Consider the following 24,730-nt stretch of genomic DNA (forward strand, 5'->3'; position numbering starts at 1 on the left):
GGGGTCATTTACTGTGGATACGCCCCAGGCACTTTGTTTGCGGACTATTGAGTGGTGATCGAGATGGAAAGTATCAGTCTATTGCTCGGCGAGGCTCTGAGCCCGTACCAAGTCACGTTGACCCCATCGGGTGCCCATGGCGAATGCCTGGTGACGCTCAAGAGTGCGACCGGCGCTATCGTGGTCGAACGGCTGTTCAATCAGGCCCAGTTAACCGATAAACGTCTGCTGACGGATGTCGTCGACGGCTTGCACCGCGACGTGCTGATCGCTGAAGGACGCCTGGAGCCCTGTGTCATCGCGGCATTGCGCAATGCGGCTCAGGACAAGCGCCTGGCCAGCCGAAATTGAAGTGTTTTTTGTGGGAACCTTCCTGCACCAAGGTCAGTCAGACCATGTAACGGCAGGATCAAGCATTGTGCTCCGGTGCTTGTAGCTTGCTGCTACTGGTCTGTAATACAGGCCACGTTTAACCCCGAGTTGTCTCCCCACTTCTCGGGGTTTCTTTTTGCCCGCGATTTGTCATTGCGTGGCCTGATGCTCGAAAAAGGCCCTGGTTTCTTCCAGGTAATCCTTGCGTCTTTTTGGATCGAGCCAGTCGGCATACAGCGGGTCCATGTGATCGCGGGGCAGGGCGCGCAGTAGTCGGTTGATTTCACTGATCGCCTGTCGACCCTGGGGCGTATTCGAGCAACCGATGTACACGGGCATGTAGTTGCCCGTGCCTTTGACCGGGTAGAACTCCAGTTGCTCATCGGCCAGGTTTTCCCGATGGGCCTGATAGCGGATTTCTGGCCAGTAACCCAATACCACCTGCAAACGCCCCAGGCGCTGCATCTGCAACAGGCTGCCGAGGGCGTCATTGCCATAGTGGGGCGTCAGCGCGCCGGCCGGCGCCTGTTGCAGCAGCGTGTCGAGGAACTCACCGTAACGGCGCTCGGCAATCACCCCGACTTTCTGTCGGCCGCTGGCCAACAGTGCCGCCAGGTCGACTTCACCGTTGGAAAGAAACGGCTCCAGCACCGGCCGATCTTCACGTCGGATCACCAGCCCGTTGCTGACCACCCGGAAGGCCGGAATGGAATACGCGATCCATTGTTCGCGCTCCTTGCTCCAGACCAGCGAGGGGTCGCAGGTAAAGGATTCATCGTGAAGCATCTGCATGCCGCGGGCGCGATTGACCCGCATCAGGGTGTGTTCGTATTGCGGCATGCCGGCGATCAGCAGGGGCATCAATTGGTCGATGACGCCCTGGCCTTTTTTCGGACCTTCGAAGATTGTCAGTGGCGGCAGGTCGCGCAACAGCCAAAACAAATGCTCCTTAGGTTGCGCCAGGGCCGGGGATATCAGGCCCGACAACAGCCCGAGCGCCGCCAGCAGGCGCCCGATGCCGGCGTAATCGAGGACGGATGAAAACAGACGATTCAGCTTAGATGGCCCCGTCTTCACGCAGTCGTGCGATCTGTGCCGGGTCGTAGCCCAGGTCGTGAAGGACCTGGGCATTGTGTTCACCCAACTGCGGCCCGACCCATTCCGAGGTGCCGGGTGTCTCAGAGAGTTTTGGCACAATGCCGGGCATCTTGAAGTCCTTGCCGTCGGGCAGCTTGGCTTGCAGGAACATTTCCCGGGCCAGGTACTGCGGATCGCTGAACATGTCTTCGGCGCTGAAGATCCGGCTGGCGGGAACGTCAGCCTGGTTCAATTGCTCGATCACTGCGTCCAGCGACAGTGAGTTGACCCAGCGGTCGATCACCCCGTAAATCTCGTCGCGACGGCTGTCACGCCCGTCGTTGCTGGCCAGCACTGGGTCGTTGGCCAGATCCTCGCGGCCGATGATCAGCATGAAACGCTTGAAGATCGCATCGCCGTTGGCGCCGATCTGCACGTGTTTGCCGTCGGCGCTGGTGTGGATGGAGGAGGGCGTGATGCCCGGCATGATGTTGCCGGTGCGTTCGCGGATGAAGCCGAACACGTCGAACTCCGGGACCATGCTTTCCATCATGGCGAAGATCGCTTCGTACAGCGCCACGTCCACCACTTGGCCCAAGCCACCGTTGACCTCGCGATGACGCAAGGCCATCAGTGCGCCGATCACGCCCCAGAGCGCGGCAATCGAATCGCCGATGGAAATCCCGGTGCGCACTGGCGGCCGGTCCTCGAACCCGGTGATGTAGCGCAGGCCGCCCATGGACTCACCGACCGCACCGAAGCCCGGCTGATCTTTCATGGGGCCGGTCTGGCCGAAGCCGGAAAGCCGCACCATCACCAGCTTCGGGTTCAGTGCGTGCAAGACTTCCCAGCCCAGGCCGAGCTTTTCCAGCACACCGGGGCGAAAATTCTCGATCAGGATATCCGCTTCACTGAGCAGCTGTTTCAGGATCGCCAGGCCATCGGGGTGTTTCAGGTTCAGGGTCAGGGATTTCTTGTTGCGCGCCTGAACGAACCACCACAGCGAGGTGCCTTCGTACAACTTGCGCCATTTGCGCAGCGGATCACCGCCGTCCGGTGACTCGATCTTGATCACTTCGGCGCCGAATTCGCCGCAAATACGCGAGGCAAACGGCCCGGCAATCAACGTACCCAATTCGATGACTTTCAGACCCGAGAGCGGTTTATTGGAGAACGGCATGCGAAATCCTGTAGGACAAAGGCTGAGCGAATACAGAGTTTTATCATAGGCCGACATCCATCGCCCAAAGTTGATTCGCCTTCAATTCGTTGATTGCCCTCTTGCATCGGTTAGACTTGCCGCCTTTCCCCGTATCAAGAAGCCCGTTCATGGCCCAGCCGTCCACGACCTACAAGTTTGAACTGAACCTCACCGACCTCGACCGCAGCGTCTACGAGAACGTGAAGCAGACCATCGCCCGTCACCCTTCGGAAACCGAAGAGCGCATGACCGTGCGGCTGCTGGCCTACGCCTTCTGGTACAACGAGCAGCTGTCTTTTGGCCGCGGTCTGTCAGACGTGGATGAACCGGCGCTGTGGGAAAAGAGCCTGGACGACCGTGTCCTGCACTGGATCGAAGTCGGCCAGCCAGACGCCGACCGCCTGACCTGGTGTTCGCGCCGCACCGAACGCACCAGCCTGCTGGCCTACGGCAGCCTGCGTGTCTGGGAAGGCAAAGTGATTCCGGCGATCAAGACCCTGAAAAACGTCAACATCGCCGCCGTGCCCCAGGAAGTGCTGGAAACCCTGGCCAAGGACATGCCGCGCGTTATCAAGTGGGACGTGATGATCAGCGAAGGAACGATTTTCGTCACCGACGACCGTGGTCAGCACGAAGTCCAGTTGCAATGGCTGGCCGGCGAACGCGGCTGATTATTCGCCGCTTGGCAGCGTCACCCGGTTTTATCCTACGTATTCAAGAGAAGCACCTGTCACCCCATGCGCATCGAACCTCGCCTGTTGCCCGACACCCTGCCATTCCTCGGTGATATTCCACCGCTGTTGACCCGCCTTTACGCGGCGCGGGGCGTGCAGTCCGAGGCTGAACTGGACAAGAGTCTGGCGCGGCTGATTCCGTTCCAGCAGCTCAAGGGCATCGAGGCGGCGGTGGATTTGCTGGTAACGGCGCTGGAGCAGCGTCAGCGGATTCTGATCGTTGGCGACTTCGATGCCGATGGCGCGACGGCCAGTACCGTGGGCATGTTGGGGTTACGCCTGCTGGGCGCGGCGCATGTCGACTATCTGGTGCCGAACCGCTTCGAGTACGGCTACGGCCTGACCCCGGAAATCGTCGAAGTGGCGCTGACCCGCGAGCCGCAGTTACTGATCACCGTGGACAACGGCATTTCCAGCGTCGAAGGGGTGGCAGCGGCGAAAAAGGCCGGGCTCAAGGTGCTGGTCACCGATCACCACTTGCCCGGCGACGAGCTGCCGTTGGCCGATGCCATCGTCAATCCGAACCAGCCGGGTTGCGAATTCCCGAGCAAAGCCCTGGCCGGTGTCGGGGTGATTTTCTATGTACTGATGGCCCTGCGCGCGCGCCTGCGCAGCCTGGGCTGGTACGAGAGCAATCCGCAGCCGAACATTGGCGAATTGCTCGACCTGGTGGCGCTGGGCAGCGTCGCCGACGTGGTGCCGCTGGATGCCAACAACCGGATTCTGGTGCATCAGGGCCTGGAGCGAATTCGCGCCGGGCGCGCGCGGCCGGGGATCAAGGCGATCCTTGAAGTGGCCAAGCGTGATCATTCGCGCATCACCTCCACTGACCTGGGCTTTATCCTCGGCCCGCGTCTGAACGCGGCAGGGCGGCTGGATGACATGAGCCTGGGCATCGAGTGCCTGCTCACCGAAGACACTGGCGCCGCCCGTGAAATGGCTGCTCAGCTGGATGGCATGAACCAGGACCGTAAATCCATCGAGCAGGGCATGCAGCGCGAGGCGCTGGCCCAGCTCAAGGATCTGCCGGTGGAATCGATGCCGTTCGGCCTGTGCCTGTTCGATCCCGAGTGGCACCAGGGCGTCATCGGTATCCTCGCGTCGCGTATGAAAGAGCGCTATTTCCGTCCGACCATTGCCTTTGCCGATGCTGGCGACGGCCTGCTCAAAGGCTCGGGGCGTTCGGTTCAGGGCTTTCACATTCGTGATGCCTTGAGCGTGGTCGCGGCGCAGCATCCAAACCTGATCAGCAAATACGGTGGCCATGCCATGGCGGCCGGCCTGACCTTGCCGGAAGCGAATTTTCCGTTGTTCGCCGAAGCCTTCGACGCCGAAGTGCGCAGGCAAATGCGCGAAGAAGACCTGACCGGGCGACTGCTGTCGGACGGCACCCTGGCGGTCGAGGAGTTTCACCTGGAACTGGCTCGCGCCCTGCGCCACGCCGGGCCTTGGGGGCAACACTTCCCGGAGCCGCTGTTTCACGGGGTGTTCCAGTTGGTCGAGCAGCGTGTGGTTGGCGAGCGGCACCTCAAAGTGGTGCTGAAGAGTGAATGCGGCTCGGTGAAGCTGGATGGCATCGCCTTCGGGATCGACCGGGACATCTGGCCGAATCCGACCATCAAGTGGGTCGAATTGGCCTACAAACTCGACCTCAACGAGTTTCGTGGGAACGAGACTGTACAGTTGATGATTGCCCACATCGAACCGCGATAACGGCACGATGCTTTTGTGGCGAGGGAGCTTGCTCCCGCTGGGCTGCGAAGCGGCCCTAAACCTTTAAACGCTTCTTTCCTGTGGTACCGCGTCGGTTGGTTGACGACTGCTGCGCAGCCGAGCGGGAGCAAGCTCCCTCGCCACAGGTATCGCCCAGACCTCAAATTGGCGGTGTTTCATTTCTTGAACCCTCCCTGATCCCGCGATGTCGACTAGGCTCTAAGCACTGCTTGATTATCCTTGTGACGTCTTGTCGAATTTTTTGCCCGCGGGGGCGGGTGCTGCACCTTTTTCCTGTCACTCGTCGACTATTCAAACAGAACCCTGGAGCCTGCCCACTGATTTGAGAGGTGCCCCATGAGTCTGCTGCTTGAACCCTATACCCTTCGTCAATTGACCCTGCTTAACCGCATTGCGGTGTCACCGATGTGCCAGTACTCCAGCGTCGATGGGCTGGCCAATGACTGGCATCTGGTCCATCTCGGCAGCCGCGCGATCGGCGGCGCCGGTCTGGTATTCACCGAAGCCACGGCGGTCACCGCCGACGGGCGTATCACCGCCCAGGACCTTGGCCTCTGGAATGATCAACAGATCGAACCCTTGCAACGTATTACGCGCTTCATTGCCGCTCAGGGCGCCGTTGCCGGCATCCAGTTGGCCCATGCCGGGCGCAAGGCCAGCACGCATCGGCCGTGGCTGGGCAAGCATGGCAGCGTCAAGCCGGAAGACGGCGGCTGGATCCCGGTCGGCCCTTCGCCGATCGCTTTCGACCCCCAGCACACACCACCCAAGCAGCTTAATGAAAGTGAGATCGCCGAGGTCGTCCAGGCTTTCGTCGATTCGGCCAAACGGGCGCTGACCGCCGGTTTCAAAGTGGTCGAAGTGCACGCCGCCCATGGGTATCTGCTGCATCAGTTTCTTTCGCCGTTGAGCAATCAACGGCGCGATCAGTACGGTGGCTCATTCGAGAATCGTATTCGGCTGGTGCTGCAAGTCACCGAAGCGGTGCGGGCCGTGTGGCCTGAAGAGTTACCGGTGTTTGTGCGGGTATCGGCCACCGACTGGGTGGAAGACGGTTGGAACCCCGACGAAACCGTGGAGCTGGCGCGACGCTTGAAAGATCTGGGTGTGGACCTGATCGACGTTTCGTCGGGCGGTACGGCGGTAAATGCCGAAATTCCTACAGGGCCCGGTTATCAGACCCGATTTGCTGAGCGGGTACGTAAAGAGTCGGGCATTGCCACCGGCACGGTAGGCATGATTACCGAGCCAGCCCAGGCCGAGCATATTCTGCGTACCTGTCAGGCCGACATTATCTTCCTCGCCCGGGAGTTGTTGCGTGATCCGTATTGGCCGCTGCATGCCGATGACGATCTGGGTGGGCACAAGGCTGTCTGGCCGGCGCAATACCAACGGGCCACCCATCGTGACCAGCCGATTCATGAATCGGATTTGCGTGACTGAAAGCCGCTGTAAAACCAAAAAGCCCCGGTCGGGTTGACCGGGGCTTTTTAACGTCAAAAGATCGCTATATCAGGTGTACTTGCGCTTATCCGGCGCCGGCGGGAAATACTGGTACAGCCAGGTTTCACTCAACGTGCGGTCATTGGTGCGAATGAACAACCGCAGTTCTACCGGCGCCACGCTGTCATTGGTCGGGTACCAGTCAAAGGTGATTCGGTAGCCCTTGATGTCATCGAGCACCAGCACGTTGAAATCCTTCACCTGACCGTTCGAGCAGGTCACCACCGGTTCGATCCCCGCGCCTTCGGGCAAGCGGTCCAGCCCGCCGCCGGTGAAGTCCACGGCAAAGCGGCGTGCCCAGACTTCAGGATAATGCTCACCCGGTGCCCAGCCTTCGACAAAGCCGCCCATGCCCGAACGGGTCGCGTTGACCCGTGCCAGCGGCGTACCCGTCGGTGGCAGGGCGCTCCAGTAGAGCTTGTAGCCGTAGTTCAGGGAATCACCGGCGGCCACCGGTTTCTTCGGCGTCCAGAACGCGACGATGTTGTCCAGGGTTTCGCCGGTCGTAGGAATTTCCAGCAAATCAATAGAGCCTTCGCCCCACGCGGTCGTAGGTTCTACCCACAGGCTCGGCCGCTTGCTGTACCAGTCGACGGTGTCCTGATAACTGTCGAATTCATGGTCGGTCTGCACCAGGCCAAAGCCTTTCGGGTCGGTGTCGGCGAAGGCGTTGAATTGCAGGGTGGCCGGGTTGTTCAGCGGACGGCAGATCCACTCGCCGTTGCCGCGCCACATCGCCAGGCGGTCGGAGTCGTGGATTTGCGGGTGGATGGTGTCGCACATACGGCGCTCGTGAGTGCCGCAGCTGAACATGCTGGTCATCGGTGCGATGCCCAGTTGCTCGATGGCGGTGCGGGCATTGACGTGGGCGTCGACTTCCATCACCACGCGCTCGGCCTGGCAATCGATGTCAAAACGGTAGGCCCCGGTGGCGCTCGGCGAATCGAGCAGGGCGTACACCACGAAACGGGTGCTGTCCTTGTCCGGTGTCTCGAACCAGAACTTGGTGAAGTCCGGGAATTCTTCACGCTTCTTGGCGTAGGTGTCGATCGCCAGGCCGCGGGCCGACAAACCGTACTGGCCGGTGGCGTCAACCGCACGGAAATAGCTGGCGCCGAGGAACGACAAGACGTCGTGCTGATCCAGCTCCGGGGCCTTGAACAGCTTGAACCCGGAAAACCCCAGGTCGCCCTTGAGCTGTTGGGTGTCTACGGTGGTTTTTTCGTAGTTGAACAGCGACGGGCGGAAATGCACCTCGCGCGCCAGTCGAGTCTTGGGATCGACGCTGTACATGCGCACCGGCTGCTTGAAACCCATGCCGACGTGGAAAAACTGCACGTCCAGCTGACCTTTCAGATCCTTCCACAGCGAGTGATTGCCGTCGTAGCGGATTGCGTTGAAGTTCTGCGGCGTCATGGTCGCCAGCGTCGGCGGCAGCACCTGTTTGGTGTCCTGATACGGCTTGCCGGCGAGCTGTTTGGCCTGGCTCTTCAGCGCTTCGAAGTCGAACGCCTGGGCGTCGCCATCGGCAGTGCCACTGCCGGCCCAGGCGTTTGCGGCCAGCAGGCCGGTGGCCGAGAGACCGGTATAAGCCGCGATGGCCATGGAGGCTTTGAGCAAATTCCTGCGGTGCATAAGTACAACCTGTCGTGAACAATCCCGCGCCGTTCCTGGCACGTGCTGGATCAGAAATAACGGTTCGGACATGCCTTCGGCCAAACGCAACGGACTTTAGAGCAGATGCCAATAAGCTTAAACCGTTCAGTTGTAGAGCAAAAATGATTGATAACACCGCGACAGCGCGGCAATGAAACAAGACATGTCAGGTAACGTTTCTCACAGCACTTTCTGATTTATAGGGCATATCTGCTTTTTTCGACTAATTACTCTAAAAACCGCTTTTCAGCGCCGATTTAATTTCTATTCTATGGGCATGACCGGTTTCGGCCCTTCAGGCCGGTGGGTTCAGTGCACACAAGACGGCCGCTGAAAGTGATAGGGCGATGCGGTTTTGCAGTTTTCTCTGACGTATAGAAGGACATCGTCCATGTCGAAAGTACAAGGCATCACTGAAATGTTAGGACTCTTTCCCTGCCTGGCCACCGGGCGGCGAAGGCGTCGTCTCAGTTCGGAGGAGTTGAAGTTGGTGGAGCGCTATCGCGAGTTGTCGGAGAGCGACCGGATTGCGATGCGCTATCTGGTGGATGCGATGAGGAGTGTTTCGCGGTTTTGAGGTGTAAAGGCTTTGTCCGTTGAGCAAAAGATCGCGGCCTGCGACAGCGCTTACAGGAGAACTGCCGCAGGCAGCGATCTTTTTGCTTTTAATGCTTGAACATCACATGCCTTACAACCGTGTAATCCTCCAACCCATACATGGACATGTCCTTGCCATAACCGGACAGTTTCTGACCACCGTGCGGCATTTCGCTGACCAGCATGAAGTGGGTGTTCACCCAGGTGCAGCCGTACTGCAGGCGTGCAGACAGGCGATGGGCGCGGCCGACATCCGAGGTCCAGACTGACGACGCCAGGCCGTAGTCCGAATCGTTGGCCCAGGCCAGCGCCTGCGCTTCATCGGTGAATTTGGTCACTGATACCACCGGCCCGAACACTTCGCGGCGCACGATCTCGTCGTCCTGTTGCACGTCGGCCAACACCGTTGGCTCAAAGAAGAAGCCATTGCCTTCCACTGGCTTGCCGCCGGTGATCAAGCGAATGTGCGGTTGCGCCATGGCTCGCTCGACAAGCTCGGTCACGCGGTCGCGATGTTGCGCGCTGATCAATGGGCCCAGCTCCGTCGATGGATCATCCTGCACGCCGTACTTGAGGCTGCTGACCGCGGCGCCGAGCTTCTCGACGAAGGTGTCGTAGATGCCAGCCTGGGCGTAGATGCGGCAGGCGGCGGTGCAGTCCTGGCCGGCGTTGTAGAAACCGAAGGTGCGAATGCCTTCCACGGCGGCGTCGATGTCGGCATCGTCGAAGATGATCACCGGCGCCTTGCCACCCAGTTCCATGTGCATGCGTTTGACGTTGCCGGCAGTGCTGGAAATGATATTTGAGCCGGTGGCGATAGAGCCGGTCAGCGACACCATGCGCACTTTCGGGTGGGTGACCAGTGGGGTGCCGACCGTAGGACCACGGCCGTACACCAGGTTAAGCACGCCCGCCGGGAAAATTTCCGACGCCAGTTCTGCCAAGCGCAGGGCGGTCAGCGGGGTTTGTTCCGACGGTTTGAGCACCACGGTATTACCGGCGGCCAGGGCCGGGGCGATTTTCCAGGCGAGCATCATCAGCGGGTAGTTCCACGGCGCGATAGAGGCAATCACGCCCACCGGGTCGCGGCGGATCATCGAAGTATGGCCGGGCAAGTATTCACCGCCCAGTGCTCCGCTCAGGCAACGGCTGGCGCCGGCGAAGAATCGGAACACGTCGGCAATCGCCGGGATCTCGTCGTTCAGCGCGGCGCTGTAGGGTTTGCCGCAGTTGTCCGACTCCAGTTTGGCCAGCTCTTCGCCATGGGCTTCGATGATGTCGGCGAGTTTGAGCAGCAACAGCGAGCGTTCTTTCGGCGTGGTTTGCGACCAGCCTTCGAAGGCGCTATCGGCGGCGCGCACGGCGGCGTCGACCTGGGCTTCGCTGGCTTCGTTGATTTCCACCAGTACACGACCGAGGGCCGGGTTGAACACGGCTTGGGCGGGGCCGTCGCCGGCGACCAGTTGGCCATTGATCAAGAGTTTGGTTTGCATGGCGTTGTCCTCCGAAGCTGTTGTATTTCCTCTGTGGGAAATGAGTTGTCAGTTATTTCCCGCCACTGCCCGCAACGCTTTCCCCACCACGGGTCAGGTAATACGCGCCGAGAATCGGCAACATGGTCACCATCATGACCAGCATCGCCACGACATTGGTCACCGGCACGTCCCGAGGGCGGCTGAGCTGGTTGAGCAGCCACAACGGCAAGGTGCGTTCGTGGCCGGCGGTGAAGGTGGTGACGATGATTTCGTCGAACGACAGGGCAAACGCCAGCATGCCGCCAGCCAGCAACGCCGAGCCGAGGTTCGGCAGGACGATGTAGCGGAAGGTCTGCCAGCCGTCGGCGCCGAGGTCCATCGACGCCTCGATCAAGCTATATGACGTGCGGCGTAACCGGGCGATGACGTTGTTGTAGACGATCACCACACAGAAGGTCGCGTGACCGATCACGATGGTGAATACCCCCGGCTCGATCCCCAGCGTCTTGAAGGTCGCCAGCAACGCGATCCCGGTGATGATCCCCGGCAATGCGATCGGCAGGATCAGCATCAGCGAAATACCTTGCTTGCCGAAGAAGTCCCGCCGGTACAACGCCGCCGAGGCGAGGGTGCCGAGGATCAGCGCAATCAGCGTGGCGATGGCGGCGATCTGCAGTGACAGCTTGATCGCCTCCAGTACGTCGGGCCGCGAGAACGCCACGGCGATCCACTTCAGGGTGAAGCCCTTGGGCGGAAAGCTGAACGCCGCGTCTTCGGTGTTGAAGGCATAGAGGAAGATGATCAGGATCGGGAAATGCAAGAACAGCAACCCGCCCCAGGCGGCTATGCGCAGGCCCAGGGATGCCCGGTCTTGAGAGGAAGCGTCAGAGCGCATCGAAGGCCCCCAGGCGTTTGACGATGGACAGGTAAATGGCGATCAGCACGATCGGCACCAGCGTGAAGGCCGCCGCCATCGGCATGTTGCCGATCGCCCCTTGCTGGGCGTAGACCATGCTGCCGACGAAGTAGCCCGGCGGGCCCACCAGTTGCGGCACGATGAAGTCGCCCAGTGTCAGTGAAAACGTGAAAATCGAACCGGCCGCGATCCCCGGAATCGACAGCGGCAGAATCACTTGCATGAAGGTCTGACGCGGCTTGGCGCCCAGATCCGCCGAAGCTTGCAGCAAGGACGGCGGCAGGCGTTCCAGTGACGCCTGGATCGGCAGGATCATGAACGGCAGCCAGATATAAACGAACACCATGAACCGCCCCAGATGCGAGGTCGACAGGGTGCTGCCACCCACCCCCGGCATCCCGAGTACGAACTGCAACACCGGCTCCAGGTTCAGGTACTGAACGAACCACTGAGCCACGCCGCCCTTGGCCAGCAGCAAGGTCCAGGCATAGGCCTTGACGATGTAACTGGCCCACATCGGCATCATCACCGCGATGTAGAAAAACGCCTTGGTGTTGCCGCTGGTGTAGCGCGCCATGTAGTAGGCGATCGGGAAGGCCACGATTGCACTGGCGATCGACACGACGATGGCCATGCTCAGGGTGCGCAGGATGATGTCGAAGTTCGATGGCTGGAACAGCGCTGCGAAGTTCGCCAGGGTCAGGTCGGGGGTGACCGTCATGGTGAAGTCATCGAAGGTGTAGAAGCCTTGCCACAGCAGGGTCAGCAGCGAGCCGAGGTAGATCGCGCCAAACCACAGCAACGGCGGCACCAGTAGCAGCGACAGATACAGGTTCGGCCGCCGGTACAGCAGGTTCGAAAACCGGCGTAGCGGCGAGCCGTTGGCCGGGGTTCGAGAGATCACGCTGTCCATCTCATACCCCGCCTACAACATTGTCGTGCAGCGGGATCATCGCTTCGCGCGCCCAGCGAGCGCTGATGCGTTGCCCGGGCTGATGTTGCGCACTGACGTCCAGCCACTGGACGTTGGCCTGGCTGATGTTCAGGGTCTGGCCGTTTTCCAGTTTCAGTTCATAGCGGGTGGCGCTGCCCTGGTACTGGATGTCGTGGAGCAGGCCGCTGACTTCGATTTCATGGCTGGCCAGCGGGCCTTCGGCGAAACGCACGTGTTCCGGGCGGATCGAAAACGGCTGAGGATTGCCGCTCAACTGCCGGGCCAGATCACCGCGTATCACATTGGAGGTGCCGACGAATTCGGCGACGAAGGTGGTTGTCGGTTTCATATAGAGGTGGCGCGGCGTGTCGACCTGTTCGATGCGCCCCTTGTTGAACACCGCCACGCGGTCGGACATCGACAACGCTTCGGTCTGGTCGTGGGTGACGAAGATAAAGGTGATGCCGAGCTGACGTTGCAGCTTCTTCAGTTCGCCTTGCATTTGCTCGCGCAGCTTCAGGTCCAGCGCCCCGAGTGGTTCGTCGAGCAACAACACGCGAGGGCGATTGACCAGCGCGCGAGCCAGGGCCACACGCTGGCGTTGGCCGCCCGACAGCTGCACTGGTTTGCGCTCGCCGTAGCCGTTGAGGGCGACCATGTCGAGGGCTTCTTCGGCACGTTTGTGGCGTTCGGTCTTGCCGACGCCTTTGACTTTCAAACCGTAGGCGACGTTGTCGAGTACGTTCATGTGCGGGAACAGCGCGTAATCCTGGAACACAGTGTTTACGTCGCGCTGATACGGCGGCAGCCCGGCGGCCTCCAAGCCATGGATGCGGATGGAGCCGGTGCTCGGCTGTTCGAAACCGGCGATCAGGCGCAGGCAGGTGGTTTTACCCGAGCCGGAAGGGCCCAGCAGGGAAAAGAACTCGCCGTCCTGGATGTCGATGGAAACCCGGTCAACGGCCTTCACCTCACCGAACTGACGGGAAACGTTGGTGAACTGGACTGCAAGCGTCATGGATACGGTGCTCCCAAAAAGCGGGGGCCATCACAGCGGCCCCTGCCTGGACTTCTGAAAAAGCTGAATCGGTGTGCTTTTGTGGCGAGGGAGCTTGCTCCCGCTGGAGTGCGTAGCACTCCCAAAAAGGGTTAATGCGGTTTACTTGATAGACCGCATTGGCGGGTTTTGGGGCGGCTTCGCCACCCAGCGGGAGCAAGCTCCCTCGCCACAAGGGGGCGGTGTATTACCTGCCTCCCATAATCGCGATGTAGTCCTGGGTCCAACGGCTATAAGGTACAAACTTGCCACCCTCAGCCTGCGGGGTTTTCCAGAAGGCGATCTTGTCGAACTGGTCGAAACCGTTGGTCTTGCACCCCTCGGCCCCCAACAGTTCGCTTGCCTTGCACGCCGCCGGAACCGCCGGCAGCGAGCCGAACCAGGCGGACACATCGCCCTGGACCTTCGGCGTCAGCGACCAGTCCATCCATTTGTAAGCACAGTTCGGGTGCTTGGCTTCAGCGTGCATCATGGTGGTATCGGCCCATCCGGTGGCGCCTTCCTTGGGGATGGTCGAGGCGACTGGCTGTTTCTCGTTCATCAGGCCGTTGACCTGATACGGCCAGGAACTGGAAGCCACCACGCCTTCGTTCTTGAAGTCACTCATCTGCACGGTGGTGTCGTGCCAGTAGCGGTGGATCAACTTTTGCTGGTTGCGCAGCAGGTCGAGAACGGCCTGGTACTGTTTTTCGTTGAGCAGGTAAGGGTCCTTGATGCCCAGTTCCGGCTTGGCGGTTTTCAGGTACAGCGCCGCGTCCGCGATGTAGATCGGGCCGTCATACGCCTGCACGCGGCCCTTGTTGGATTTACCGTCGGGCAGCTTCTGCTCTTCGAGTATCACGCTCCAACTGGTCGGCGGCTGTTTGAACACGTTGGTGTTGTACATGAGCACATTCGGCCCCCATTGGTACGGGGTGCCATAGGTTTGCTTGTCGACCACGTACCACGGCCCATCCTTCAGGCGCGGATCGAGATTCTTCCAGTTGGGGATCAATGCGGTGTTGATCGGCTGGACACGCTTGCCGGCGATCAAGCGCAGGGAGGCATCGCCGGACGCCGTCACCAGGTCGTAACCGCCCTTGGCCATCAGGCTGACCATTTCATCGGACGTGCCGGCCGTCTTGACGTTGACCTTGCAGCCGGTTTCTTTCTCGAAAGCGCTGACCCAGTCGTAGGCCTTGTCGCTTTCACCCCGTTCGATATAGCCGGGCCAGGCAACGATATCCAGCTGGCCTTCGCCGGCACCGACGGCTTTCAGCGGCTCGGCGGCCTGCAGGCTGGCGCTGGCCAGCAGTGCCGTGGTGATTGCACTGAGCAGTGCGGTCTTGTGTTCGAACATGGGGTTTCCCTCTTCTTTAATTAGGGTCGGGACAGCGTTGAACGGGGTAGTTCGCCACGAGTGGCTTGTTATTAGCGTAGTGCGCTTTGTGGGAGGCTGACTGAGGCCGGGCTGTGTCATGGGTTTATCCAGACTAGTGCCCGATGCCACGGTCGACAAATTTCCAATGCGGGATGTGATGTTTCTGCCGAATCCCGGCTTTTTATTGGCGGGATGAGAAACGATGCTCAGCGTCTGATTAATGAAACACCGCCCTCAGCTATACTCCCCCGCAATTTGACCCGCACCGAGGACTGACTGTGAAGAACTGGACGTTGCGCCAACGCATTTTGGCGAGCTTTGCGGTAATTATCGCGATCATGCTGCTGATGGTCGTGGTGTCTTTTTCTCGGCTGATGAAGATCGACGCCGGCGCAGAATCGGTCCGCACCGATGCGGTCCCGGGGGTGTATTACAGTTCGATGATCCGCGGTGCGTGGGTCGACAGTTTTAACCTCACCCAACAGCTTGTCGGCCTTTCCGGGCATCGCGAAATGACCGTCGCCGACCAGACCATGTACAAAAGCTTCGAAGAGCGCTTGAACGAGCAAATAGGCAACTACCGCAAAACCATTTTCACGGAGGACGATCGGGTCCTGTTCGACGAGTTCGAAGTGCGTCACCAGCTCTACAACAAAGAAATGACCAACGTTCTCGATCTCTATCAGCGCAAAGAGTACGACCAGGCGGTTCTTGCCCTGGAGCAAAAACTGACGCCGGCCTGGGTCAATGGGCGCAAGCAATTGAACAGCCTTCTTGAAAATAATCACGCCCTGGCTGAACAATCCACGCTGGCCATCAGTGACGCGGTGACGGCCGCCAAAATCAGCATGGGCGTCTCTTTGCTGGTGGCAATCATCGCCGCCGGCCTCTGCGGCCTGCTGTTGATGCGCGCGATCATGGCGCCGATGAATCGCATTGTGGATATCCTCGAAGTCATGCGCACGGGCGATCTCAGCAGTCGCCTGAATCTTGATCGCAAGGACGAGTTCGGCGCGGTGGAAACCGGCTTCAACGACATGATGACCGAGCTCACCTCGTTGGTGTCCCAGGCCCAGCGCTCCTCGGTGCAGGTCACCACGTCGGTCACCGAAATCGCCGCGACCTCCAAGCAGCAACAGGCCACCGCCACCGAAACCGCAGCCACCACCACCGAAATCGGTGCGACATCCCGTGAAATTGCCGCCACCTCACGCGACCTGGTGCGCACCATGACCGAAGTCTCCACCGCCGCCGACCAGGCTTCGGTGCTGGCCGGTTCTGGTCAGCAAGGCCTGGCGCGCATGGAAGACACCATGCACTCGGTGATGGGCGCGGCAGATCTGGTGAATGCCAAACTGGCGATCCTCAATGAGAAGGCCGGCAACATCAACCAAGTGGTGGTGACCATCGTCAAAGTCGCCGACCAGACCAACCTGTTGTCCCTGAACGCCGCGATCGAAGCCGAGAAGGCCGGTGAATACGGTCGCGGGTTTGCCGTGGTCGCCACCGAAGTGCGACGTCTGGCAGACCAGACCGCCGTGGCCACCTACGACATCGAGCAGATGGTGCGCGAGATCCAGTCGGCGGTGTCGGCCGGGGTCATGGGCATGGACAAGTTCTCTGAGGAAGTGCGCCGCGGCATGTCCGAGGTGCAGCAAGTGGGCGAGCAGCTGTCGCAGATCATCCATCAGGTCCAGGCGCTGGCGCCACGGGTGTTGATGGTCAACGAAGGCATGCAGGCCCAGGCCACCGGCGCCGAGCAGATCAACCACGCGCTGGTGCAGTTGGGCGATGCCAGCAGCCAGACGGTTGAGTCCTTGCGCCAGGCCAGTTTCGCCATCGACGAACTGAGCCAGGTGGCCGTTGGGCTGCGTGGCGGTGTCTCGCGATTCAAAGTCTGATGAGCGAACTTACGGCCAGGCGCGGCGTGGCGATGCCGGCGAAGCAGTCGTTGTTTCTGGTGTTCCGCATCGGCAACGAGCGCTACGCCTTGCAGGCCATCGAGGTGGCCGAAGTGCTGCCGCAACTGCCGTTGAAACCCATTCCCCGGGCGCCAGACTGGGTAGCGGGGGTGTTCGCCTATCGTGGCGCGGTAGTGCCGGTGATCGACCTCAGCGCGCTGACGTTTGGCCAACCGGCCCAAGCCCGCACCAGCACGCGGCTGGTGTTGGTGCACTATCGGCCGGATGAGGCGACGCCTGCGCAATTGCTCGGGCTGATTCTGGAGCAGGTCACCGACACGTTGCGCTGCAACCCGGCGGACTTTCAGCCTTATGGCCTGGACAATCGCCAGGCGCCGTACCTCGGCCCGGTGCGCGAAGATGCCCAGGGGCTACTGCAATGGGTGCGGGTTGCCGATTTACTGGATGCACAGGTTCGCGCCTTATTGTTTCCCTCGCCGCCGCTGGACCTGGCGCAGTTTGAGGAGCAGGGATGAGCAGCGATCAACGGTTTTTCGATTTCCTCAAGGAGCGTATCGGCCTGGATGTCGGCTCGGTCGGCCCGGCGCTCATCGAGCGCGCGGTGCGCCAGCGCATCACGGCGGTTCGGGCGCGGACGGCCGATGAGTACTGGCACACTTTGCTGGGCTCGCGCGACGAACAGCAGGCGCTGATCGAAGCGGTGATCGTCCCCGAAACCTGGTTTTTCCGTTACCCGGAATCCTTCGCCACGCTGGCGAAGCTGGCAGCCAAGCGGCTGGCGGCGATCAACAACATGCGCGCCCTGCGGATTCTCAGCTTGCCGTGTTCTACCGGCGAAGAACCGTACTCGATCGCCATGGCATTGCTCGATGCGGGGCTGGCGCCGCACCAGTTCAAGGTCGACGGCATAGACGTCAGTCCGCTGTCGGTGGAAAAGGCCAGGCTCGCGCTGTACGGCAAAAATTCGTTTCGTGGCCAGGACATCGAGTTTCGCGAGCGCCATTTCACCGCGGAACACGACAACTATCGCCTCAGCGGGCGCGTGCTTGAACAGGTGCGTTTACAGGTCGGTAACCTGCTGGATCCGACCTTGCTGGTCAACGAGCCGCCCTATGACTTCGTGTTCTGTCGCAACCTGCTGATTTATTTCGACCAGCCGACCCAGCAGCAAGTGTTCGAAGTGCTCAAGCGTCTGACTCACGTCGACGGCGTGCTATTTATCGGCCCGGCCGAGGGCAGTCTGCTCGGCCGTTTCGGCATGCGCTCGATCGGTATCCCGCAGTCGTTTGCCTTCAGTCGCCAGAGCGCGCTCGAGCCGCCTGCGACCTTCGCGCCGATGTCGCTGCCAGTGCAGCAACCGTTGCGCAGCGTGACTCCGCCGCCTGTGCGCAGTCGGCCTTTCGCGACGGTCGTGCCGATGCCTCAGGCTGCCGCCACCCCTTCGGCCACTTCTTCGGACGCCGCCACGCTGTTGGCGAATATCGCCGCGCTGGCCAATGAAGGCAAAAGTGCCGAGGCCCGCGCCGCGTGCGAAAGTTATTTGCGCAGTCACGAACCGGTGGCCCAAGTGTTCTATTGGCTGGGGCTGCTCAGCGATGTCGCTGGCAGTGCCCTGGAGGCCCAGGGCTTTTATCGCAAGGCGTTGTACCTCGAACCGCAACACCCCGACGCGTTGATGCACTTGGCGGTCTTGCTGCAATCCCAAGGCGACACGGCGGGTGCCAGACGATTGCAGGCCCGCGCCGCCCGCAGCGAGCGCGCCGCTGACAGTGAGCGTAAACGATGAACGCCTCCGACACCTTGAACGTCACCCATGAAGATGCCCAGGCCATCGACGACTGTTGGAACCGCATCGGTATCCACGGCGACCAGTCCTGCCCACTGCTGAGCGAGCACATTCATTGCCGCAATTGCGCGGTGTATTCGGCTGCCGCCACACGCTTGCTCGACCGTTACGCCTTGTCGCAGGGCGACCGTGGGCAAATCTCCACGGTGGCCGAGAGTGAGGTGAAAACCCGCTCGCTGCTGATGTTTCGCCTCGGCGAAGAGTGGCTGGGCCTGGCCACTCGCAGCCTGGTCGAAGTGGCGCCACTGCAAGCGATCCATTCCTTGCCGCACCAGCGTTCCCGGGCATTGCTCGGCGTGGCGAATGTGCGCGGTGCCTTGGTGGCGTGCCTGTCTTTGGTGGAGCTGTTGGGGCTCGACGACACCAGTAGCGTGGCGCCCGGCGCGCGGGTAACGCCGCGGATGCTGATCATCGCCGCCCACGGCGGGCCGGTGGTGGTGCCGGTGGACGAAGTGGACGGGATTCACGCCATCGACGAGCGCATTCTCGATGCCGCGTCCCAGTCCGGCACCCAGGCCAGCGCCAAATACACCCGCGGAGTCTTGCCATTCAAAGGTCGCAGCCTGCGTTGGCTGGATGAAGAGCAGCTGCTGTCTGCCGTGACCCGGAGCCTCACATGACCCCCGACCAAATGCGTGACGCCTCCTTGCTGGAGCTGTTCAGCCTGGAAGCCGAGGCCCAGACCCTGGTGCTGAGCGCCGGTCTGCTGGCGCTGGAGCGCGATCCGACCCAGGCCGATTACCTCGAGTCGTGCATGCGCGCGGCCCATTCGCTCAAGGGCGCGGCGCGAATTGTAGGCGTCGATGCCGGGGTCAGCGTCGCCCACGTGATGGAGGATTACCTGGTCAGCGCCCAGGAAGGGCGCCTGTACCTGCGACCCGAACACATTGATGCGCTGTTGCAGGGCACCGATCTGCTGATGCGGATTGCGACGCCGAACAATGCTCCGGCGCCTGCGGATATCGACGCTTATGTCGTCTTGATGGGACGGCTGCTCGAACACATGGCGACGGTTGCCCCCATCGCGCTGCCGATGGCAGAGCCTCAGCTCGAACCACCGACACCCAAGGTCGAGCCGCCCGGTCGTGCCGCCGAAACACCCGTCGACACACTCATTGAAACACCCCAGGCAGAGCCCGCCGAGCCTGCGTCCAAGACCAGGCGCGCCGCCGACACTGGCGAGCGCGTATTGCGCGTCACGGCCGAGCGCTTGAACAGCCTGCTCGACCTGTCGAGTAAATCGCTGGTGGAAACCCAGCGCCTCAAGCCGCACCTGGCCACCATGCAGCGCCTTAAACGCATGCAGAGCAATGGCCTGCGGGCGCTGGAAAGCCTCAACGTTCATCTCAAGGACCATGCCTTGAGCCTCGAAGCCCAGGAAGCCTTGGGCGATGCCCGCCGATTGCTGGCCGAGTCCCAGCAATTACTGGTGGAAAAAAACGCCGAACTGGACGAGTTCGCCTGGCACGCCAGTCAGCGCGCACAGGTGTTGTATGACACCGCGCTGGCCTGTCGCATGCGGCCGTTCGCCGACGTGCTGAGCGGTCAAGTACGCATGGTCCGCGATCTTGGGCGCAACCTTGGCAAACAGGTGCGGCTGGAGATCGAGGGAGACAAGACCCAAGTCGACCGCGACGTACTGGAAAAACTCGAAGCACCGCTGACACACCTGCTGCGCAATGCGGTGGATCACGGCATCGAAACCCCGGAACAGCGACGCTTGGCGGGCAAGCCGGAGGAAGGCGTGATCCGTTTGCGAGCCTCCCATCAGGCCGGTCTGTTGGTGCTGGAGCTGAGCGATGATGGCAATGGCGTCGACCTGGAAAAGGTCCGCCGCACGATCGTCGAGCGGCAGTTATCCCCAGCCGAGACTGCCGCGCAATTGAGCGAAGAAGAGCTGCTGACGTTCCTGTTTCTGCCGGGTTTCAGCCTGCGCGACACGGTCACCGAAGTGTCCGGGCGCGGCGTCGGGCTGGATGCGGTTCAGCACATGGTCCGGCAGTTGCGCGGCGCCGTGGTGCTGGAGCAGACGGCGGGCGCGGGCAGTCGTTTCCATCTTGAAGTGCCGCAGACGCTGTCGGTGGTGCGCAGTCTGGTGGTGGAAGTCGGTGACGAGGCGTACGCCTTCCCGCTGGCGCACATCGAGCGCATGTGCGACCTGGAGCCGGAAGACATCGTGCAGGTCGAAGGCCGGCAGCACTTCTGGTACGAAGGCCGGCATGTCGGGCTGGTCGCAGCCAGTCAGCTGTTGCATCGGCCGGCGAGCCAGAACAGCGTGCAGACCCTCAAAGTCGTGGTCATCCGCGAGCGTGAGGCGATCTACGGGGTGGCGGTCGAACGGTTTATCGGCGAGCGGACGCTGGTGGTGCTGCCGCTGGACGAGCGTCTGGGCAAGGTACAGGACATTTCCGCTGGGGCTTTGCTCGACGACGGCTCGGTGGTGCTGATCGTCGACGTCGAAGACATGCTGCGTTCGGTGGACAAACTGCTCAATACCGGGCGTCTGGAGCGCATTGCCCGGCACGCCAATCAGGCCGTTGAAGCCGCGCGCAAACGGATTCTGGTGGTGGACGATTCGCTGACCGTTCGTGAGTTGCAGCGCAAGTTGTTACTCAATCGCGGCTACGACGTCGCCGTGGCGGTGGACGGTATGGATGGCTGGAATGCCCTGCGTTCGGAGGATTTCGATCTGCTGATCACCGACATCGACATGCCGCGCATGGACGGCATCGAACTGGTGTCGTTGTTGCGTCGCGACAATCGCCTGCAATCGCTGCCGGTGATGGTGGTGTCCTACAAGGACCGCGAAGAAGACCGTCGTCGTGGACTGGACGCCGGCGCCGACTATTATCTAGCCAAGGCCAGTTTTCATGATGACGCCTTACTGGATGCAGTCGTTGAGCTCATTGGAGGGGCGCGAGCATGAAAATCGCCATCGTCAACGATATGCCCATGGCGGTAGAGGCTTTACGCCGCGCCCTGGCGTTCGAACCGGCGCACGAGGTGGTCTGGGTCGCCAGCAACGGGGTGGAGGCGGTGCAACGTTGCACCGAATACACCCCGGATCTGATCCTGATGGACTTGATCATGCCGTTGATGGACGGCGTGGAAGCGACCCGGCGGATCATGGCCGAGACCCCGTGCGCGATCGTCATCGTCACCGTCGACCGTCAGCAGAACGTGCACCGGGTGTTCGAAGCCATGGGCTACGGCGCGCTTGATGTGGTCGATACCCCGGCGCTGGGCGCAGGTAACCCTCAGGAAGCCGCTGCGCCGCTGCTGCGCAAGATCCTCAACATTGGCTGGTTGATCGGTGACCACAGCAATCGGGAGCGATCGGCACCGAGCCCGCACCGCAACTCGGCCTCGCGCCAGCACCTGGTGGCGATCGGTTCATCCGCTGGCGGGCCGGCGGCGCTGGAAGTGCTGCTCAAGGGCCTGCCCCGGGATTTTTCGGCGGCCATCGTGCTGGTCCAGCATGTGGATCAGGTGTTCGCCGCCGGCATGGCCGAATGGCTTGCCACCGCCAGCGGCCTGGACGTGCGCCTGGCCCAGGAAGGCGAACCGCCGCAAAGCGGCACGGTCCTGCTGGCCGGTACCAATCATCACATCCGCTTGCTGAAAAACGGCACGCTGGCCTACACCGCCGAACCGGTCAACGAGATCTATCGGCCTTCGATCGATGTGTTTTTCGAGAGTGTGGCCAATTACTGGAGCGGTGATGCCGTGGGCGTTCTACTGACCGGTATGGGGCGTGACGGCGCCCAGGGGCTTAAACTCATGCGCCAACAGGGCTACCTGACCATCGCTCAGGACCAGAACAGCAGTGCCGTGTACGGAATGCCCAAGGCGGCCGCAGCCATCGACGCTGCCGCGGAAATCCGCCCACTGGACAAGATAGCGCCACGTTTGCTGGAGATTTTCCAAAAATGACTATCATTAGCAGCAATCGTGGCCCAAGCAGTACTCAGGTGACCGCACATGAATGAATTACAGCTCGACGACTTCAAAACCGACGAAAACGCCGCCATGGTGTTGTTGGTGGACGATCAGGCGATGATCGGCGAGGCGGTGCGCCGTGGTCTGTCGAACGAAGAGAACATCGACTTCCACTTCTGCGCCGACCCGCACCAGGCCATCGCCCAGGCGATCCGCATCAAGCCGACGGTGATCCTTCAGGACCTGGTCATGCCCGGCCTCGACGGCCTGAGCCTGGTGCGCGAATACCGTAATCACCCGGCGACCAAGGACATTCCGATCATTGTCCTGTCGACCAAGGAAGACCCACTGATCAAAAGCGCGGCGTTTGCCGCCGGGGCCAACGATTACCTGGTCAAGCTGCCGGACAACATCGAACTGGTGGCGCGCATCCGCTATCACTCGCGCTCCTACATGACCCTGCTGCAGCGTGACGCGGCGTACCGTGCGTTGCGGGTCAGCCAGCAACAGTTGCTCGACACCAACCTGGTGCTGCAACGCTTGATGAACTCCGACGGCCTGACCGGGCTGTCGAACCGCCGGCACTTCGACGAATACCTGGAACTGGAGTGGCGGCGTTCGTTGCGTGACCAGACGCAATTGTCGTTGCTGATGATCGATGTCGACTATTTCAAGTCCTACAACGACAGTTTTGGCCACCTCGAAGGCGATGAAGCCCTGCGCAAAGTCGCCACGGCAATTCGTGACGCCAGCGCCAGGCCATCGGACCTGCCGGCCCGTTACGGCGGCGAAGAGTTCGTCCTGGTCTTGCCCAACACCTCGCCGGGCGGTGCGCGGCTGGTGGCGGAAAAACTGCGCCAGACCGTGGTCGGATTGAAGATCCCGCACGTTTTCCCGACCGAAGGTTCGTGCCTGACCATCAGCATCGGCCTGTCGACCGTGATCCCGCAGCCGGGCAGCGACTGCCGGCAATTGATCTCGGCGGCGGACAAGGGGTTGTACCTGGCGAAGAACAATGGGCGCAATCAGGTGGGAATTGAGTAGTCTTCAGATCAAGTGAAGCCCCAAGGCTGGCGCAAACACTGTGGCGAGGGGGCTTGCCCCCGTTGGGCTGCGCAGCGGCCCCTATCCGGTTTCTTCATTCAGACCGCAGTCTCTGGTTTTACGACTGCTGCGCAGCCGAACGGGGGCAAGCCCCCTCGCCACAGGTTTTATGTTGCCCCTAAAGCCGCCAGGCGGGCTGCCTTGACAGCGTGATTACGTTATACTCGCCGGCTTTCAAAAGTTCGCCAACGAGTGCTGCCCGCCATGGAAATCAACCCGATCCTTAACAGTATCAAGGACCTGTCCGAGCGCTCCGAAACTATTCGGGGGTATCTTTGACTACGATCAAAAGCATGAGCGTCTGACCGAAGTCAATCGCGAGCTTGAAGATCCGAGTGTCTGGAACAACCCTGAGTACGCTCAGAACCTGGGGCGCGAGCGCTCTGCGCTGGCCCAGATCGTAGAAACCCTCGATGAAATGTCCAGCGGTCTGGCCGATGCCAAGGACCTGCTGTTGATGTCTGCCGAGGAAGAAGACCAGGCCGCCGTCGACGACGTAGCCCTTGAAGTGGAGCGCCTGCGCGAAGCCCTCGAGAAGCTCGAATTCCGTCGTATGTTCAGCGGTGAGATGGACCAGAACAACGCCTACCTGGACATCCAGGCCGGCTCCGGCGGTACCGAGGCCCAGGACTGGGCCAACATCCTGCTGCGCATGTACCTGCGCTGGGCGGATAAACGCGGTTTCGACGCGACCATCATGGAATTGTCGGCCGGTGAAGTCGCCGGTATCAAAGGCGCGACCGTGCACATCAAGGGCGAATACGCCTTTGGCTGGCTGCGTACCGAAATCGGCGTGCACCGTCTGGTGCGCAAGAGCCCGTTCGACTCCGGCAACCGTCGTCACACCTCGTTCTCGGCCGTGTTCGTGTCGCCGGAAATCGATGACAACATCGAAATCGACATCAACCCGTCGGACCTGCGCATCGACACCTACCGCTCCTCCGGTGCCGGTGGTCAGCACGTAAACACCACCGACTCGGCCGTACGGATTACTCACGTACCGACCAACACCGTGGTCAGCTGCCAGAACGAACGCTCCCAGCACGCCAACAAAGACACCGCGATGAAAATGTTGCGGGCGCGCTTGTACGAGCAGGAAGTGCAGAAACGCAACGCCGCCTCCCAGGCTCTGGAAGACACCAAGTCGGACATCGGCTGGGGTCACCAGATCCGTTCGTACGTGCTCGATGCCTCGCGGATCAAGGATCTGCGCACCAACATCGAACGCAGCGACTGCGACAAGGTGCTCGACGGCGACATCGACGAATACCTGGTGGCGAGCCTGAAACAAGGGCTGTAAGGC

General features: G+C 61.2%; 21 protein-coding genes. 13 read left to right on the forward strand and 8 right to left on the reverse strand.

Translation table 11 applies throughout. The features are described from left to right. Positions 1-63: 63 nt before the first annotated feature. Positions 64-351 (forward strand): DUF3509 domain-containing protein, encoded by a 288-nt coding sequence (locus tag ACCC96_RS02940; protein WP_019581629.1) that lies wholly within the window; start codon positions 64-66, stop codon positions 349-351. Positions 352-522: 171 nt separating this feature from the next. Here ACCC96_RS02940 and ACCC96_RS02945 read toward each other — a convergent pair whose 3' ends face one another. Further along, complete coding sequence (locus tag ACCC96_RS02945) at positions 523-1,449, reverse strand: TIGR02285 family protein (RefSeq protein WP_413694960.1); 927 nt, start codon at positions 1,447-1,449, stop codon at positions 523-525. Then, entirely contained in the window at positions 1,430-2,629 is a 1,200-nt protein-coding gene (locus tag ACCC96_RS02950) for a CaiB/BaiF CoA transferase family protein (protein ID WP_413694961.1), read from the reverse strand. The genes ACCC96_RS02945 and ACCC96_RS02950 overlap by 20 nt, the downstream gene beginning before the upstream one ends. Positions 2,630-2,778: 149 nt before the next feature. Here ACCC96_RS02950 and ACCC96_RS02955 point away from each other — a divergent pair, with 149 nt between their 5' ends. The 3 genes from ACCC96_RS02955 (at position 2,779) to ACCC96_RS02965 (ending at position 6,561) form a co-directional block, all read left to right on the forward strand. Continuing rightward, complete coding sequence (locus ACCC96_RS02955; RefSeq protein ID WP_007940622.1) at positions 2,779-3,321, forward strand: YaeQ family protein; 543 nt, start codon at positions 2,779-2,781, stop codon at positions 3,319-3,321. A gap of 66 nt (positions 3,322-3,387) precedes the next feature. Continuing rightward, positions 3,388-5,097, forward strand: coding sequence for a single-stranded-DNA-specific exonuclease RecJ (gene recJ / locus ACCC96_RS02960; protein ID WP_413694962.1), 1,710 nt, complete (start codon positions 3,388-3,390; stop codon positions 5,095-5,097). 357 nt (positions 5,098-5,454) lie between these two features. Further along, the gene (locus ACCC96_RS02965) at positions 5,455-6,561 is read left to right on the forward strand and encodes an NADH:flavin oxidoreductase/NADH oxidase (protein WP_007940618.1); all 1,107 of its coding nucleotides are present in this window, start codon (positions 5,455-5,457) and stop codon (positions 6,559-6,561) included. Between the two features lie 69 nt (positions 6,562-6,630). On the opposite strand, the gene ACCC96_RS02970 is transcribed toward ACCC96_RS02965, so the two are convergent. After that, on the reverse strand, positions 6,631-8,256 hold the full coding sequence (locus ACCC96_RS02970; protein ID WP_019581625.1) for a glucan biosynthesis protein D: 1,626 nt from the start codon (positions 8,254-8,256) through the stop codon (positions 6,631-6,633). Between the two features lie 412 nt (positions 8,257-8,668). Between ACCC96_RS02970 and ACCC96_RS02975 the strand changes: the two genes are divergently transcribed. Continuing rightward, the gene (locus ACCC96_RS02975) at positions 8,669-8,854 is read left to right on the forward strand and encodes a hypothetical protein (RefSeq protein WP_007940616.1); all 186 of its coding nucleotides are present in this window, start codon (positions 8,669-8,671) and stop codon (positions 8,852-8,854) included. 88 nt (positions 8,855-8,942) lie between these two features. On the opposite strand, the gene ACCC96_RS02980 is transcribed toward ACCC96_RS02975, so the two are convergent. From ACCC96_RS02980 to ydcS, 5 genes are all read right to left on the reverse strand, one after another. Beyond that, positions 8,943-10,367 carry a gamma-aminobutyraldehyde dehydrogenase gene (locus ACCC96_RS02980; RefSeq protein ID WP_413694963.1) on the reverse strand — a complete coding sequence of 475 codons (1,425 nt, stop codon included), beginning with the start codon at positions 10,365-10,367 and terminating at the stop codon, positions 8,943-8,945. Positions 10,368-10,419: 52 nt separating this feature from the next. Continuing rightward, entirely contained in the window at positions 10,420-11,244 is an 825-nt protein-coding gene (locus ACCC96_RS02985) for an ABC transporter permease (protein ID WP_019581623.1), read from the reverse strand. Next, a complete protein-coding gene (locus ACCC96_RS02990) occupies positions 11,234-12,178 on the reverse strand; it encodes an ABC transporter permease (RefSeq protein ID WP_019581622.1) in 945 nt (314 codons plus the stop codon). The genes ACCC96_RS02985 and ACCC96_RS02990 overlap by 11 nt, the downstream gene beginning before the upstream one ends. Before the next feature lies 1 nt (position 12,179). Then, a complete protein-coding gene (locus ACCC96_RS02995; RefSeq protein ID WP_258672448.1) occupies positions 12,180-13,217 on the reverse strand; it encodes an ABC transporter ATP-binding protein in 1,038 nt (345 codons plus the stop codon). Positions 13,218-13,443: 226 nt separating this feature from the next. Next, positions 13,444-14,595 (reverse strand): putative ABC transporter substrate-binding protein YdcS, encoded by a 1,152-nt coding sequence (gene ydcS, locus ACCC96_RS03000; RefSeq protein ID WP_413694964.1) that lies wholly within the window; start codon positions 14,593-14,595, stop codon positions 13,444-13,446. A 299-nt stretch (positions 14,596-14,894) separates the two neighbouring features. On the opposite strand from ydcS, the gene ACCC96_RS03005 reads away from it, so the two are divergent. From ACCC96_RS03005 to prfB, 8 genes are all read left to right on the forward strand, one after another. After that, complete coding sequence (locus ACCC96_RS03005; protein WP_258672450.1) at positions 14,895-16,517, forward strand: methyl-accepting chemotaxis protein; 1,623 nt, start codon at positions 14,895-14,897, stop codon at positions 16,515-16,517. Then, positions 16,517-17,053: a chemotaxis protein CheW gene (locus tag ACCC96_RS03010; RefSeq protein WP_018926686.1), complete on the forward strand. Its 537-nt coding sequence runs from the start codon at positions 16,517-16,519 to the stop codon at positions 17,051-17,053. The genes ACCC96_RS03005 and ACCC96_RS03010 overlap by 1 nt, the downstream gene beginning before the upstream one ends. Beyond that, positions 17,050-18,324: a CheR family methyltransferase gene (locus ACCC96_RS03015; protein WP_413694965.1), complete on the forward strand. Its 1,275-nt coding sequence runs from the start codon at positions 17,050-17,052 to the stop codon at positions 18,322-18,324. The genes ACCC96_RS03010 and ACCC96_RS03015 overlap by 4 nt, the downstream gene beginning before the upstream one ends. Then, positions 18,321-19,004 (forward strand): chemotaxis protein CheW, encoded by a 684-nt coding sequence (locus tag ACCC96_RS03020; protein ID WP_413694966.1) that lies wholly within the window; start codon positions 18,321-18,323, stop codon positions 19,002-19,004. The genes ACCC96_RS03015 and ACCC96_RS03020 overlap by 4 nt, the downstream gene beginning before the upstream one ends. Next, on the forward strand, positions 19,001-21,310 hold the full coding sequence (locus ACCC96_RS03025) for a hybrid sensor histidine kinase/response regulator (protein ID WP_413694967.1): 2,310 nt from the start codon (positions 19,001-19,003) through the stop codon (positions 21,308-21,310). Before ACCC96_RS03020 ends, ACCC96_RS03025 begins: the two co-directional genes overlap by 4 nt. Next, on the forward strand, positions 21,307-22,317 hold the full coding sequence (locus ACCC96_RS03030) for a chemotaxis response regulator protein-glutamate methylesterase (RefSeq protein WP_413694968.1): 1,011 nt from the start codon (positions 21,307-21,309) through the stop codon (positions 22,315-22,317). The genes ACCC96_RS03025 and ACCC96_RS03030 overlap by 4 nt, the downstream gene beginning before the upstream one ends. A 48-nt stretch (positions 22,318-22,365) precedes the next feature. Continuing rightward, the gene (locus tag ACCC96_RS03035; protein ID WP_019651829.1) at positions 22,366-23,367 is read left to right on the forward strand and encodes a diguanylate cyclase domain-containing protein; all 1,002 of its coding nucleotides are present in this window, start codon (positions 22,366-22,368) and stop codon (positions 23,365-23,367) included. Positions 23,368-23,631: 264 nt separating this feature from the next. Then, a protein-coding gene (gene prfB / locus ACCC96_RS03040) for a peptide chain release factor 2 (protein ID WP_096481021.1) occupies positions 23,632-24,727 on the forward strand; the annotation gives its coding sequence in 2 pieces (ribosomal slippage) (positions 23,632-23,703 and positions 23,705-24,727; 1,095 coding nt in all). Positions 24,728-24,730: the final 3 nt, after the last annotated feature.

It is taken from the genome of Pseudomonas sp. Pseusp11 (assembly GCF_047304405.1).
Lineage (GTDB): Bacteria > Pseudomonadota > Gammaproteobacteria > Pseudomonadales > Pseudomonadaceae > Aquipseudomonas.

What these genes read in the sequence shown, in the direction of transcription:
- ACCC96_RS02990 (WP_019581622.1), bottom strand. Translation starts at nt 12,178, where the DNA reads ATGGACAGCGTGATCTCTCGAACCCCGGCCAACGGCTCGCCGCTACGC.
- ACCC96_RS02970 (WP_019581625.1), bottom strand. Translation starts at nt 8,256, where the DNA reads ATGCACCGCAGGAATTTGCTCAAAGCCTCCATGGCCATCGCGGCTTAT.
- ACCC96_RS02955 (WP_007940622.1), top strand. Translation starts at nt 2,779, where the DNA reads ATGGCCCAGCCGTCCACGACCTACAAGTTTGAACTGAACCTCACCGAC.
- ACCC96_RS03035 (WP_019651829.1), top strand. Translation starts at nt 22,366, where the DNA reads ATGAATGAATTACAGCTCGACGACTTCAAAACCGACGAAAACGCCGCC.
- ACCC96_RS02980 (WP_413694963.1), bottom strand. Translation starts at nt 10,367, where the DNA reads ATGCAAACCAAACTCTTGATCAATGGCCAACTGGTCGCCGGCGACGGC.
- ACCC96_RS03020 (WP_413694966.1), top strand. Translation starts at nt 18,321, where the DNA reads ATGAACGCCTCCGACACCTTGAACGTCACCCATGAAGATGCCCAGGCC.
- ACCC96_RS03025 (WP_413694967.1), top strand. Translation starts at nt 19,001, where the DNA reads ATGACCCCCGACCAAATGCGTGACGCCTCCTTGCTGGAGCTGTTCAGC.
- ACCC96_RS02975 (WP_007940616.1), top strand. Translation starts at nt 8,669, where the DNA reads ATGTCGAAAGTACAAGGCATCACTGAAATGTTAGGACTCTTTCCCTGC.
- ACCC96_RS02950 (WP_413694961.1), bottom strand. Translation starts at nt 2,629, where the DNA reads ATGCCGTTCTCCAATAAACCGCTCTCGGGTCTGAAAGTCATCGAATTG.
- ACCC96_RS03010 (WP_018926686.1), top strand. Translation starts at nt 16,517, where the DNA reads ATGAGCGAACTTACGGCCAGGCGCGGCGTGGCGATGCCGGCGAAGCAG.
- ACCC96_RS03015 (WP_413694965.1), top strand. Translation starts at nt 17,050, where the DNA reads ATGAGCAGCGATCAACGGTTTTTCGATTTCCTCAAGGAGCGTATCGGC.
- ACCC96_RS03030 (WP_413694968.1), top strand. Translation starts at nt 21,307, where the DNA reads ATGAAAATCGCCATCGTCAACGATATGCCCATGGCGGTAGAGGCTTTA.
- recJ (WP_413694962.1), top strand. Translation starts at nt 3,388, where the DNA reads ATGCGCATCGAACCTCGCCTGTTGCCCGACACCCTGCCATTCCTCGGT.
- ydcS (WP_413694964.1), bottom strand. Translation starts at nt 14,595, where the DNA reads ATGTTCGAACACAAGACCGCACTGCTCAGTGCAATCACCACGGCACTG.
- ACCC96_RS02965 (WP_007940618.1), top strand. Translation starts at nt 5,455, where the DNA reads ATGAGTCTGCTGCTTGAACCCTATACCCTTCGTCAATTGACCCTGCTT.
- ACCC96_RS02995 (WP_258672448.1), bottom strand. Translation starts at nt 13,217, where the DNA reads ATGACGCTTGCAGTCCAGTTCACCAACGTTTCCCGTCAGTTCGGTGAG.
- ACCC96_RS02985 (WP_019581623.1), bottom strand. Translation starts at nt 11,244, where the DNA reads ATGCGCTCTGACGCTTCCTCTCAAGACCGGGCATCCCTGGGCCTGCGC.
- ACCC96_RS02940 (WP_019581629.1), top strand. Translation starts at nt 64, where the DNA reads ATGGAAAGTATCAGTCTATTGCTCGGCGAGGCTCTGAGCCCGTACCAA.